At 59.8% G+C, this 12,230-nt stretch carries 12 protein-coding genes; 6 read left to right on the top strand and 6 right to left on the bottom strand.

What is annotated here, in order from left to right; all coding sequences use genetic code 11:
* Positions 1 to 2 precede the first annotated feature (2 nt).
* Positions 3 to 1,013, top strand: a complete 1,011-nt coding sequence (locus tag ACURWW_RS11300; protein WP_445616764.1) for an amidohydrolase family protein — start codon at positions 3 to 5, stop codon at positions 1,011 to 1,013.
* On the opposite strand, the gene ACURWW_RS11295 is transcribed toward ACURWW_RS11300, so the two are convergent.
* Positions 1,010 to 1,345, bottom strand: a complete 336-nt coding sequence (locus tag ACURWW_RS11295; RefSeq protein WP_445616763.1) for a 4a-hydroxytetrahydrobiopterin dehydratase — start codon at positions 1,343 to 1,345, stop codon at positions 1,010 to 1,012. The two genes, ACURWW_RS11300 and ACURWW_RS11295, sit on opposite strands and share 4 nt — an antisense overlap.
* A gap of 199 nt (positions 1,346 to 1,544) precedes the next feature.
* On the opposite strand from ACURWW_RS11295, the gene ACURWW_RS11290 reads away from it, so the two are divergent.
* A complete protein-coding gene (locus ACURWW_RS11290) occupies positions 1,545 to 3,326 on the top strand; it encodes a BamA/TamA family outer membrane protein (RefSeq protein ID WP_445616762.1) in 1,782 nt (593 codons plus the stop codon).
* 27 nt (positions 3,327 to 3,353) lie between these two features.
* Here ACURWW_RS11290 and ACURWW_RS11285 read toward each other — a convergent pair whose 3' ends face one another.
* The 4 genes from ACURWW_RS11285 to moaA all read right to left on the bottom strand — a co-directional run bounded on the left by ACURWW_RS11285 (position 3,354) and on the right by moaA (position 6,541).
* Positions 3,354 to 3,647: a DUF1244 domain-containing protein gene (locus ACURWW_RS11285; RefSeq protein ID WP_445616761.1), complete on the bottom strand. Its 294-nt coding sequence runs from the start codon at positions 3,645 to 3,647 to the stop codon at positions 3,354 to 3,356.
* A 72-nt stretch (positions 3,648 to 3,719) separates the two neighbouring features.
* Positions 3,720 to 4,910, bottom strand: coding sequence for a molybdopterin molybdotransferase MoeA (locus ACURWW_RS11280; protein WP_445616760.1), 1,191 nt, complete (start codon positions 4,908 to 4,910; stop codon positions 3,720 to 3,722).
* A 3-nt stretch (positions 4,911 to 4,913) separates the two neighbouring features.
* The gene (gene moaB / locus ACURWW_RS11275) at positions 4,914 to 5,426 is read right to left on the bottom strand and encodes a molybdenum cofactor biosynthesis protein B (protein ID WP_445616759.1); all 513 of its coding nucleotides are present in this window, start codon (positions 5,424 to 5,426) and stop codon (positions 4,914 to 4,916) included.
* Between the two features lie 131 nt (positions 5,427 to 5,557).
* Positions 5,558 to 6,541 carry a GTP 3',8-cyclase MoaA gene (gene moaA / locus ACURWW_RS11270; RefSeq protein WP_445616758.1) on the bottom strand — a complete coding sequence of 328 codons (984 nt, stop codon included), beginning with the start codon at positions 6,539 to 6,541 and terminating at the stop codon, positions 5,558 to 5,560.
* Positions 6,542 to 6,799: 258 nt separating this feature from the next.
* Here moaA and nirB point away from each other — a divergent pair, with 258 nt between their 5' ends.
* Together nirB and nirD are read left to right on the top strand one after the other, a co-directional pair.
* A complete protein-coding gene (nirB, locus tag ACURWW_RS11265) occupies positions 6,800 to 9,340 on the top strand; it encodes a nitrite reductase large subunit NirB (RefSeq protein ID WP_445616757.1) in 2,541 nt (846 codons plus the stop codon).
* A 1-nt stretch (position 9,341) separates the two neighbouring features.
* Positions 9,342 to 9,740, top strand: a complete 399-nt coding sequence (gene nirD / locus ACURWW_RS11260) for a nitrite reductase small subunit NirD (RefSeq protein WP_445616756.1) — start codon at positions 9,342 to 9,344, stop codon at positions 9,738 to 9,740.
* Positions 9,741 to 9,760: 20 nt separating this feature from the next.
* On the opposite strand, the gene ACURWW_RS11255 is transcribed toward nirD, so the two are convergent.
* The gene (locus ACURWW_RS11255) at positions 9,761 to 10,633 is read right to left on the bottom strand and encodes a tyrosine-type recombinase/integrase (RefSeq protein WP_445616755.1); all 873 of its coding nucleotides are present in this window, start codon (positions 10,631 to 10,633) and stop codon (positions 9,761 to 9,763) included.
* A gap of 245 nt (positions 10,634 to 10,878) precedes the next feature.
* Here ACURWW_RS11255 and ACURWW_RS11250 point away from each other — a divergent pair, with 245 nt between their 5' ends.
* Both ACURWW_RS11250 and ACURWW_RS11245 read left to right on the top strand, forming a co-directional pair.
* Positions 10,879 to 11,820 (top strand): hypothetical protein, encoded by a 942-nt coding sequence (locus tag ACURWW_RS11250; RefSeq protein ID WP_445616754.1) that lies wholly within the window; start codon positions 10,879 to 10,881, stop codon positions 11,818 to 11,820.
* 135 nt (positions 11,821 to 11,955) lie between these two features.
* Positions 11,956 to 12,230: transposase (locus ACURWW_RS11245; RefSeq protein ID WP_445616753.1), on the top strand; the 275-nt coding region annotated here is incomplete at its 3' end.

Below are 12,230 nucleotides of genomic sequence, written 5' to 3'. Positions count from 1 at the left end.
CCATGAGTCAAATGGTTCACGATGATCATCAATGGTTGTTGGAGGTACAGGAGCAGATCCTTGAACCGGACCGCCCCATCATCGACCCCCACCATCATCTCTGGAGGCGGCGCCGCTCCACGGATTACCTGTTGGACGATCTGTGGGAGGACACCGGCTCCGGCCACAACATCCGCAAGACCGTATTCATCGAGTGCCACGCGGGCTATCGCCGCGAGGGGCCCGAGCACCTGCGTCCGGTGGGGGAAACGGAATTCGTGGCGGACCTGGCCCGGCAAAGTCGCGCAGGCGGTCCGCAGAAGGCGGAGATCGCCGGCATCGTCGCCTACGCGGATCTGCGCCTGAAGGAGTTGGACCAGGTGCTGGAAGCCCACGAAGAAGCGGCGGAAGGCCTGTTCAAAGGCATTCGCCAGGCCGGTGCCCACGAAGGGGAGGAGGACTACCTTTTCATCAAGCCGCGCGAATCAGCCGGCCTGTATCTGGATCCGGACTTCCAGCGAGGCCTGGCCAGGCTGGGCCGCCTTGGGCTCAGCTACGATACCTGGCACTACCACCACCAGAACCGCGACTTCCTCAAGCTGGCCCAGGCCGTCCCCGATACCCTGATCGTTCTCGACCATTTTGGCACGCCGCTCGGCGTCGGGCCCTACGCCAACCGGAAGGAGGAGATCTACCGGCAGTGGCGGGACGACATCGCCGCAATCGCCCGGTGCGAAAACGTGGTCGCCAAGCTTGGCGGGCTGGCCATGCCGGACAATGGCTTCGGCTGGAACCTGCGGGACCGCCCGCCCACCTCCGACGAGTTTGTGGAGGCCCAGAAACGTTACTACCTTCACACAATCGACTGCTTCGGCCCGGAGCGTTGCATGTTCGAGAGTAACTTCCCGGTGGACAAGTGGTCCCTGTCCTATCACGTGGTCTGGAACGGCTTCAAAAAAATGGTGGCCGACTTCTCGGCCGACGAGAAGTCGCAACTGTTCCACGACACTGCATCCCGGGTTTATCGGCTCTAGACCAGTCGATCGGTTTTTGCGGCCATGATGAAGTCGTTGCGGTGCAGGCCCTTTATTTTGTGGCTCCACCAGGACACAGTGACCTTGCCCCACTCGACCAGCAGGGCGGGGTGGTGACCTTCCGCTTCCGCCAGCTCACCCACGCGGTAGGCAAAGTCCAGCGCCGACTGGAAATCGGGGAAGTTATATTGACGCTGCAGTTGGTCCACCCCCTCGACCGTTATCAATTCCCACTCGGGAATTTCCCGCGACAGAGTTTGCACCTCCTCGGCGGTTACACGAGGTGCATCGATGCGACAGGCTTCACAGTGGTTCTGGCTCAGTTCAGTCATGGCGGCTCCTTGATAAAGAACGGGACGTCATTGTATTTGGGATCTTCTACATTCGATGAAACCTGCGCAGCATTCCGATAGTCCGATGCTCAGGTTTAAGCGACGATTACCGATAAGGACCCAGGGGTGCCCGGCGGATATCAGCGGCCCAGGCGCTACATCGGATACGGCCTCCACCAGGATTGGTAGCAAGCGCATAATGAACCTAGTCGTTCCCGAATCAACACACCTGGCGGCTCCTGTTTCAACCCGATCATACTGCAAGACAACGGATGCGGCGACTCGCAAGACGGTCGCGCTGGTCCTGCTGTGTGTTTTGGGTTGCCAGATGGGTGACGCCCACGGCCAGAAGGACCCGGATCTGGAGGTCGGTTGCCGCCTGTTCATCGAGCCGGGCACCGCCGACTTTGACATCTCCGAGGTGCCGCAACCGGCCGAGGACGTGGAGTTTCCCGAAGATGCGGTGGTGGACGAGATCGTCTTTACCCGTTACCCCATCTTCAACGAGAACGACCCGGAAGAAAACAATCGCCTGTTCCAATTGGTGGACTTTCTCCACATCGACACCCGCGCCGAAGTGATTGACGATCAGTTGCTGTTCAACTCCGGTGATCGATTCAACAAGCGGATCATCGATGAATCGGCGCGAGCCCTGCGCGACAGCGACTACCTCTATGACGCCCGTGTCTGGCCCTACCGCATCTGCGGTAACCGGGTCGATGTGGAGGTGGTCACGCGGGAAGTCTGGACCCTGAGCGGCGGCGCCTCGGTGAGTCGCTCCGGTGGCTCCGACGAAACCACCGTGTCCATCAGTGACAGCAACTTCCTCGGCTACGGCAAGACCTTCTCCCTGTCCAGCACATCCAGCACCGACCGCGACGGGCTCGAGTTTCTGTACCAGGACCCCAACGTTGCCGGAAGCCGCTACACCCTGGACGTCGCCTACGCGGACAACGACGATGGTTCCCAGACCGTGGTGCACGGCGAACGTCCGTTCTACTCCCTGGACGCCCGCTACGCCTGGGGGCTCCACTACAGCGACCACGAGCGGGTGGACGATATCTACGAACGGGGCGACGATGTCGCATCCTACAAGGCCAATGAACGCTCCAGCGAACTGTATGTGGGGAGGTCCGGAGGTTGGGAGAACGGGGTGACCCGGCGCTGGTGGTTCGGGGTCCACGCGAGCAAGGACAACTACGAGTTTGCAGCCGACGAAGTGGCTCCCGACAGGCTGCCCGCCAGCCGGGAGGTCAACTACCCCTTCCTGCGCTTCGACTTCATCGAAGAGGACTACATTCAGGTGAGCAATCTGAATCAGATGCACCGCATCGAGGACTTCAACCTGGGTCGTTCCTGGAGTTGGCGGCTGGGTGTGGCGGATACGGTGTTCGGCTCCGACATGGACCGCCTGGTATACAGCGCGAACTACCGCAATGCCTGGAAGATCAACGGCTCCACACTGATGCAACTGGAAACCCGCATCAACGGGCTCTGGCGTTACAACGAGGACCAGTCCGAGGACGCGGTCTGGGAGAGCAGTTGGCGCTGGTACAACGGGGCGGGCCGTAATCACGGAACCTATCTCTCACTGGATCTGCGTCTGGGGCGAAACCTGCCCGTAGGGCAGGAGCTGCTGCTGGGTTCGGAAGAGCAGTTGCGCGGCTACCCGGCCCGCTACCAGAAGGGGGACCGCAGCTTCGTGTTTACGGCGGAACGGCGCTACTACACCGACTGGCATCTCTGGCGGCTGCTCCGCGTGGGCGGTGCGGTGTTTATGGATGTGGGCCGCGCCTGGGAGCCCGGGGACGACAACTGGGGGGCAACCGGCATTCTGGGCGACTTCGGTTTCGGCCTGCGGTTGGCGTCCTCCCGCGCCCAGTCAAGGCAAATCATCCATGTGGACATCGCCTTCCCCTTCGAGCGGGAGGACGACATTGACGGGATGCAGGTGCTTCTCACCGCAAAACAGTCGTTTTAGCCGACCTGTGCAGCGGCGTATCGCGGCTTAGCCTTGCTTGTGCTTCTCGAACGCCGCCATCTGTTCCGGGGTGGCTTCGGTCTGATACTTCTCCTTCCACTCCACGTAAGGCATGCCGTACACCATGGTTCGAACGTCCTCGTAATCCAGCTCGATGCCTTTTTCCTCCGCGGCGGCGCGATACCATTTGCTCAGGCAATTGCGGCAGAAGCCGGCCAGGGCCATCAGCTCGATGTTCTGCACATCCTTGCGGCTGTCCAGATGCTGCAGCAGGCGGCGGAATGTAGCGGCTTCGAGTTCGGTTTGGGTTTGCTTGTCCATATACGCTCCAATCGTTGTTATGGCCAGCGGCAGGCTGACACAGCTTGCGTGCCCTGTGTCGACCAAAGCCTGCTACAGACCACCAAAATGATCATAGGGAATGACTTCCAGCTCATCGCCCCGCTCGACACAGGTGTCCGGCGGGACGATGGCCAGGCCATTGGCCCAGCTGGTGGACGACAGTACGCCTGAGTCCTGGGTATTGAAGGCCCTCAGGCGGCCGTTTTCAATGCGCACCCGCAGGTACTCCTGCCGGGGGCTGGCTCGCGTTACTGCAAAGTCTGCCGGCAGGCGCCGGGTTTCCAGCGGCCGGTCGGAATGCCCCTGCCTCCTGAGCAGGAAGGGTCGCACGAGCAGCAAAAAGGTGACAAAGGCGGCCACCGGATTACCCGGCAACCCGAAAAATGGCGTGGACCCGACGCGGCCGAAGGCCAGGGGCTTGCCGGGTTTGATGCGCAGCTTCCACAGATCCAGTTCACCCAGGTTGGTGACGGCCTGCCGAATGTGGTCTTCCTCTCCGACGGACACGCCTCCGGTGCTGATCAGCACATCGCATTCGGCCGCAGCGTTCTGCAAAGCTTCCTCCGTCGCGGCCAGTCGGTCGGGAATGCGCGGGTAATGACGCGGCTCCACGGCCAGGCTGCTGAGCAGGCCGTGCAGGGTGAAGCCATTGGCGTTGTAAATCTGCCCCGGTTCCAGGGGCTGGCCCGGTTCCACCAGTTCGTCACCGGAGCACAGCACCGCCACCCGCAGACGACGGAAAACGGAAACCCGCTCCACACCGCCCGCGGCCAGCAGGCCCATGTCCTGCCCGCGCAGAAAATGCCCGGAGCCAAGAATGTCCTGGCCCTGCTGCAGGTCCTGGCCACGGGCGCGGACGTTGGCGCCGGGCCGGGCCGATTGCAGAAGTTTGACTTCGCCGTCCCGGGTTTCGCAATTTTCCTGAATGGCCACAGCATCCGCGCCGGAGGGTATAACGCTGCCGGTAAAGATCCGCGCGGCGGTGCCCGGCTTGAGCGCCTCGGGCGCCTGCCCTGCGGGCGCGCGCTGACTCACCTCCAGCCAGTCCCCGGGGCGGACGTGAGCACTGTTGACGGCGTAACCGTCCATGGCACTCACCGCCGCCGGAGGAACATCCACCCGCGCCCGATGGACCCGGGCCAGAACCCGGTGCCAGGCGTCCATCAGGGGAAGGTCCTCACTGTCGGTTATGGGGGTGGCGCTTTCGAGAATGCGCGCAAGTGCCGCATCGATATCGAGCATCCCTCAGCCGCTCCCGGCAACCAGGGCTGCGAAGTTGCACGGCTTGTGGGTACTGTTGAGCTGGTGGCGGATCAGCTTTCCCCAGCCCAGTTTACAGGCGCCGGTGGACCCGGGCAGGCAGAATATCACCGTGCGGTTGGCAAGGCCGGCGAGGGCCCGGGACTGGATGGTGGAACTGCCGATGTCCTCGTAGGAGAGATGACGGAACAGCTCACCAAAGCCCTCGACCTGCTTGTCCAGCAACACCGATACGGCCTCGGGTGTGCTGTCCCGGCCGGAAAACCCGGTTCCGCCCGTAATCAACACGGCGTGCACCTTCGCGTCCGCAATCCAGGCGGAAACCCGGGCGCGAATCTGATAGATGTCATCGGGGACGATGCAACGATCAGCCAGTTGATGGCCGTCCTCGGTAAGAGATTGCGCGAGCAAATCGCCGGAGGTGTCGTTTTCCTCAGTGCGCGTGTCCGAGACGGTGAGCACCGCGATATTCAGGGGAATGAAAGTTTCAGATTGCATGACTAAACTCCATGGCCAACTTCTCGTGCGCCGGAACGTTTGCGCCGGAACCTTTTGCACCGGGACCCTTGTTCATCGTGAACGATTCGCACCGGGGATGTTTCGCACCGGGAACGCCTTCCCGCGAAAGGTCAGCCGCCCGTGGTGTTCATCAAACGAACGATTTGCGGTTCGTCGTCGTGGGTAAAGTAGTGGCGTTCGGGCTTGATCCTGATCGCGTCCACGATGGCCGCCTTCAACTTTTCCCGGTCTCCCGGGTGGCGGCGTACCACCGCCTTCAGGTCGACGGAATGTTCATTGCCAAGACACAGCAGGAGCCGCCCCTCGGCCGTGAGCCGCACCCGGTTGCAGCTCGCACAGAAGTTCTCGCTGTGGGGGGAGATGAAGCCGACCCGGGTTTTTGAGTCGTTCACTTGCCAGTAGCGGGACGGTCCGCCCGTGGTCTCCTCGAGCGGAGCGAGGCTGAACTCCGCCCCGAGCAAGTCCCTCAACTCCTGACTGCTGCAGAACTCCTCGCGCCGGATGTGATCGGTGACCGAGCCCAGCGGCATCTCCTCGATGAAACTGATATCAAGCTGCCTGGCCAACGCGAAGCGCACCAGGTCAACCACTTCGTCCGCATTGCGGTTTTTCAGCACCACGCTGTTGAGTTTGATTTTTTCGAAACCGGCGGCGCGCGCCGCTTCGATGCCGCGTAACACCTTCTGCAAATCGCCCACCCGGGTCAGATCGCGAAAGCGATCCTCCTGCAGGCTATCCAGGCTGATGTTCAGGCGCCTCACCCCGGCTGCGCGCAAATCCTGCGCGTAGCGCTCCAGGTGGGAGCCGTTGGTGGTCAGGGTGAGCTCGTCCAGTGGAAGTTCGCCCAGGTTCCTGAACAGGGAAAGCACATCGCGCCGGATCAGCGGTTCACCGCCGGTGATGCGAATCTTCTTCACCCCGAGTTCCGTGAAAGCCGCGGCGATATCCGCCAGCTCTTCCAGGCTCAGGACCTGTGAGCGGGGCAGAAAGGTCATCTCCTCGTTCATGCAGTACACGCACCGAAAATCGCAGCGATCGGTGACCGAGATGCGAAGGTAAGTGATGCTGCGCTGAAAGGGATCGATTAATGACATTCCATCTACCGCCTGAGTAAGGGCATCCTATTGTACGCACAGATCCCGCTGCATTGGGAGAAGTTTCCGGGCCCGCACCAAAGCGGGCCACGCCCGCATTATAACAGCGCACGAACACGCGCTCGCGAGCGGTGTTGAATGTGCGCGGACACGTCATGGGTCGGATAACTTCTTGTTTTAGCGGGTGTTTCCGAGCTCATGCTTTTCTGGCACTTCGCTTGCTGATGCGCCCTCAATTTGCAGCAATGAGGGAAAGCGATGTCCGCAAGCAAGCAACGGGTGCTCGTCGTCGGCAACGGCATGGTGGGCCACAAATTTATCGAAAGCCTGGCGGCGGGCGATCAGGCCGACCGGTTCCAGGTGGTGGCCATGGGCGAGGAGCCCCGTCTGGCCTATGACCGGGTTCACCTGAGTAGTTACTTCTCCGGGGCCACCGCGGCCGACCTGTCGCTCACCAGCCGGGAGTGGTATGCGGAGCACGGTGTCGAAACGCTGCTGGGTGCCGCCGTGACAGACATCGACCGGGATGAGCGCGTGGTGACCCTGAGCGATGGCAGGCTGGAACCCTACGATTACCTGGTGCTTGCCACCGGATCGACTCCCTTCGTGCCGCCCATTCCGGGCAAGGACCGGGAGCACTGCCTTGTTTACCGCACCATCGACGACCTCGCCCTGATCAAGGCCTCGGCCAGTAATGCCCGCGTGGGGGTGGTGGTTGGGGGCGGCTTGCTGGGGTTGGAGGCGGCCAACGCGCTCCACAACCTCGGTTTGCAGACTCACGTTGTGGAGTTTGCTCCCCAACTCATGGGGGTGCAGCTTGATGAAGGAGGCGGGCGCCTGCTGCGCAGGAAGGTGGAGGACCTGCAACTGCAGGTGCACACCAACAAAAACACCCAGGAGATCGTGGCAGGCGAGGAGTGCCGCTATCGCATGTGCTTCGCCGACGGCTCCCACCTGGAAACGGATCTCATCGTATTCTCCGCCGGCATTCGGCCGCGCGACGATCTGGCGCGAGGCGCGGATCTCCCCGTCGGCCCGCGGGGCGGAATCATCGTCAACAACCGCTGCCGCACAGCCGATTCGCGCATCTATGCAGTGGGGGAATGCGCGCTCTGGAGCGGCAAGATCTTCGGCCTGGTTGCGCCCGGCTACCAAATGGCCAAGGTGGCCGCCGACCATATCGCCGGCGGTGATGCCAGCTTCCAGGGTGCGGACATGAGCACCAAGCTGAAACTGATGGGCGTGGATGTAGGAAGTATCGGCGATGCCCACGGGCGAACGCCGGGATCGGAGAGTTACATCTACAGCGACGATCTGGCGCAGGTGTACAAGCGGCTGGTGGTGACCGCGGACTGCAAGTATCTGCTCGGCGCCGTGCTGGTTGGTGATACCAGCAACTATGGGGATTTGTTGCAGTTGATGTTGAACAGGATCGAGCTGCCGGAGAACCCGGCGACGCTGATCCTTCCGGCGGTGGAGGGCCAGGCCGCTCCTGCAATGGGCGTAAACACGCTGCCGGAGACAGCACAGATCTGTTCCTGCAATGATGTATCCAAGGGAGCCATCTGTGCGGCCGTCCAGAACGGCTGCCACACCCTCGGAGACCTGAAAGCCGCCACCAAGGCTGCTACCACCTGCGGCGGCTGCAGCGCCCTGGTGCAACAGCTACTGGACAGCGAGCTCACCCAACTGGGCGTTGAAGTGTCCAACCATATCTGCGAGCACTTCCCATACTCGCGGCGGGAGCTGGCCGACATTGTCCGCGTCAAGGGCATCCGCTCCTTCCCCGAGCTGATCGACACCCACGGCACAGGGCAGGGCTGCGAGATCTGCAAGCCCGCGGTCGGTTCCATCCTCGCGTCCTGCTGGAACGAATACATCCTCAAGGATGAACACGCTCCGCTGCAGGACACCAACGACATCTTCCTCGCCAACATGCAAAAAGACGGAACCTACTCGGTCGTCCCGCGCATTCCCGGCGGCGAGATCACGCCCGAGAAGCTGATCCGGCTGGGCGAGGTGGCAAAGGAATTCAACCTCTATACCAAAATCACCGGCGGCCAGCGTATCGACCTGTTCGGCGCCCAGCTCCATGAACTTCCCGCCATCTGGCGCAAGCTGGTGGACGTGGGCTTCGAAACCGGCCATGCCTACGGCAAGGCCCTGCGCACGGTCAAGTCCTGCGTCGGGAGCACCTGGTGCCGCTACGGGGTGCAGGACAGCGTAGGCACGGCCATCGCTATCGAGGAGCGTTACCGTGGCCTGCGCGCGCCGCACAAAATCAAGATGGCTGTTTCCGGCTGCACGAGGGAATGCGCCGAAGCCCAAAGCAAGGACGTGGGCGTAATCGCCACGGAAAAAGGCTGGAACCTGTACGTCTGCGGCAATGGCGGCATGCGTCCCCGCCACGCGAACCTGTTTGCCACCGACGTGGACACGGAAACACTGATCCAATACATCGACCGCTTTCTCATGTTCTACATTCGCACCGCGGATCGCCTGCAACGCACCTCTGTATGGCTGGAAAACCTGGAAGGCGGCCTGGACTACGTCAAGCAGGTAGTGATCGAAGACAAGCTGGGCATTGCCGCCGAGTTGGAGGCGGACATGACACGAGTCATCGATGCCTACCAGTGCGAATGGAAAACCACCCTGGAAAACCCCGAAAAGCTCAAACGCTTTCGCCACTTCATCAACTCCGGGGCGAGCGACAGCTCATTGCTGTACGTACAGGAGCGCGGCCAGCGACGCCCGGCCAGCAAGGAAGAGCGTGTAAAAATTGTGGAGGCAGCCGTTTAAGATGAGCGAAGCAGAAGAACTGGTGAAACCGAAAAATAGCGACAAAGTCAGCTCCATTGAAAACGGCAAATGGCAAACGGTCTGCCAGGAGGCAGACATATCCCCCGATACCGGAGTTTGCGCACTGGTGCGCGACCAGCAGGTCGCCGTGTTCAGGCTGCGAAAGGGGAGCGCAGTCTACGCCATCTCCAATCACGACCCGATCGGTCAAGCCAACGTACTGTCCCGCGGTATCGTGGGCTCCCTCGGGGAGCGGATCGTGGTGGCATCGCCCCTCTACAAGCAGCACTTCGACCTGAAGACCGGCGAGTGCCTGGAAGACGGCACCTATTCCGTGGCCAGCTTCCCCGTCCGCGTGGTGGACGAGGAGATACAGGTGGCGATTCCCGCAGGCTCTTAAAAGCACCCGGTCACGTGGAACTAACCGATGGGGCTAGACACACCTGCAAAGCCTTGCCCCAGCACATGGGTGTATATCTGCGTCGTGCGCAGATCTGCATGACCGAGCAGTTCCTGCACGGTGCGTATATCCGTTCCTCGTTTGAGTAGCTCGGTGGCGAACGTATGGCGAAAAGTATGACAACCAGCTCGCTTCGCAAGCCCACTCTCCAGTACAGCCGACCTCACGGCCTTTTGAACCGCGCTGATGTGGATGTGATGGCGTGCTGGGTGGCCAGATTCATCAATGCAAATCCCACTGGACGGGAACAACCACTGCCACCCCAAAGCCGTCCCCGCATTTGGGTACTTTCGAGACAGCGCGTGGGGCAGCGTCACCGGCACCGCACGTCTGCGGTCCTGCCGCCGAGTGAAGTCCGCCAGCTCCGCTACTCGCCGACGGAGCTGCTCCACAAGTGAACCCGGCATCAAGGTCGTACGGTCCTTATCGCCCTTACCGCTGCGCACCGTGAGGGTGTGCCGTTCGAAATCAAGATCTTTCACCCGCAGCCGGGCTGCCTCAGTCACTCGCAATCCACTGCCGTACATCAATGAGGCGAAGCGCACCGCGCCCCCAACATCGCCGAGTGTTTGCCCGAGCACCTTACCGTATAGAAATACCAGCGCATTCAGCGCCTGGTTCTGAGTGGCTGCAGCTACATTCCGCTCCACAGCCAACCAGCTCAGGAAATCCTGCACCTCCTGAACCCCCATATCGCTGGGATGCTTAAGCCCGTGAAAGCGGATAAAGTAGCGAATCCAATACCAATAGGACTTCTCGGTGCGGATGCTGTATCGATGAACCCGGATAACGCGACGGACCTGCTCCCTTAGTCGTGGTTTGATCGAATCCATTCGCATCCCCCTACAATGTTTTGTTTATCCTTATGCCTGTAAATGCATACAGTTATATTGAAATCTCGAAAGACCGAAGTCAAGCGATTCCACCATCCGAAGTTCGTGCGTTGACCAAGCAGTTGATTTTTCGGGGAATATCCAGCTAATGTACCCGCTTGAAAGCGGGATACACCGCCGTCCACATTAATGCAATATCACCGACGGCGGTCTAATCACTGTTACAACACGGAAGGCCTAGACTGATGCCAAAACGGAAGTATTTGTCCGAATTCGGACTGAACATGGTCAGCGGTTTGAAGCTGCTGATGCAGCAGGCGGACTTGGGTCGAGTCGCTGAATTCGAGTTCTCGCCTCACATTTACATCGTCTGCAGGCGACCACGCATTACGATTGATCGAGCGACTGTGAAATTCACGGAGACTAGATTTTCGTGCACTTTTAAGAAGCAGGTGCAGGATAGATTTGAAGAAATCGAGGTAGATGTACCCAACTTACTTGGTACAGCAGACGTCCAGATGATCTGTGAGTACCCGTTTACTGAATATTCAGTGATCACTCCCGACAAAACCGTCATGGCGCAGGGAAAAAGTGCACTTCTGCTGAGCTCGCTAGGACCGAAGTATTGGCCGAACCTGGACCTCGAAGTTTTGTATGTTGGACAAGCTTATGGGGTCGAGGGGTCGCGAAATGCAGCAGACCGCCTTCAAAAACACGAAACGTTACAAGGAATCTATGCGGAGGCAATGCGCAATTCACCCGATCAAGAGGTTTGGCTCTTGTTGGCTGAATTCCATCCGTTTCTGCTGGCGAGCTTCGATGGCCGGACAAAGGATTATGAAACGTCGCTAGAGGACGACGACAAACACATAGATCGCGTTTTGGCCGACGAAATGACAACGCAACAACGGATAAACTTCATCGAGGCAGCTTTAATCAAGTATTTTCAGCCAAACTATAACAAGATCTACAAAGATACTTTTCCCAACCCTGCACATAAAACCTACGCGGAGTGCTACGACATCGATTTGAACATGGTTTGCGTGGAAGTGCAGATGGAGGATATGGGGGCACGCTTGTGGTCCGAGTCCGCGAGTCCGGCTTGGGTGCACTTTTGTTCCTTTCCTCTGCACTCGAGGGAGGACAGGGTATATATGTTCGAGCTCGACGGAAAGGATGGGTTGTAACAAAGCGCTGTTGCCGGACTGCTTTTCCGCTGGCGCTACAAAGCAGCCGCAAAGCGCGGCGTTGAGGCTGTAGAAAAACTCCGATAACAAGCTTCTTTTTGCTAGAATTAGGCATCATTTTCAGGGATTGATGCTATGGGCAACTTCAAGAAATCTAACTACAACCAGGACACCATGGTGGTGGTCAATTTCGAAGAGCAGCTTCAACTGGGGTCCTTCGAGTTCACCCTCCATAAACTTATCGACGAACACATTGACCTGTCCGCCTTCTATGCCCATTACCGCAACGATACGGGCGGGCGAGCCGCCTACGATCCCGCTATTCTTCTCAAAATCGTCCTCTTCGCGTACTCCAAAGGAATCACGTCCAGCCGTGAGATCCAGTGGCAGTGTGAGAAGAACATCACCTT

This window comes from Gilvimarinus sp. F26214L, from assembly GCF_054401055.1.
This window is presented reverse-complemented; position numbering and strand designations above follow the sequence as displayed.

Bases quoted from the DNA above. Each gene is read 5' to 3' on its own strand.
- ACURWW_RS11300 (WP_445616764.1), top strand. From the start codon at position 3: ATGAGTCAAATGGTTCACGATGATCATCAATGGTTGTTGGAGGTACAG.
- ACURWW_RS11295 (WP_445616763.1), bottom strand. From the start codon at position 1,345: ATGACTGAACTGAGCCAGAACCACTGTGAAGCCTGTCGCATCGATGCA.
- ACURWW_RS11290 (WP_445616762.1), top strand. From the start codon at position 1,545: ATGAACCTAGTCGTTCCCGAATCAACACACCTGGCGGCTCCTGTTTCA.
- ACURWW_RS11285 (WP_445616761.1), bottom strand. From the start codon at position 3,647: ATGGACAAGCAAACCCAAACCGAACTCGAAGCCGCTACATTCCGCCGC.
- ACURWW_RS11280 (WP_445616760.1), bottom strand. From the start codon at position 4,910: ATGCTCGATATCGATGCGGCACTTGCGCGCATTCTCGAAAGCGCCACC.
- moaB (WP_445616759.1), bottom strand. From the start codon at position 5,426: ATGCAATCTGAAACTTTCATTCCCCTGAATATCGCGGTGCTCACCGTC.
- moaA (WP_445616758.1), bottom strand. From the start codon at position 6,541: ATGTCATTAATCGATCCCTTTCAGCGCAGCATCACTTACCTTCGCATC.
- nirB (WP_445616757.1), top strand. From the start codon at position 6,800: ATGTCCGCAAGCAAGCAACGGGTGCTCGTCGTCGGCAACGGCATGGTG.
- nirD (WP_445616756.1), top strand. From the start codon at position 9,342: ATGAGCGAAGCAGAAGAACTGGTGAAACCGAAAAATAGCGACAAAGTC.
- ACURWW_RS11255 (WP_445616755.1), bottom strand. From the start codon at position 10,633: ATGGATTCGATCAAACCACGACTAAGGGAGCAGGTCCGTCGCGTTATC.
- ACURWW_RS11250 (WP_445616754.1), top strand. From the start codon at position 10,879: ATGCCAAAACGGAAGTATTTGTCCGAATTCGGACTGAACATGGTCAGC.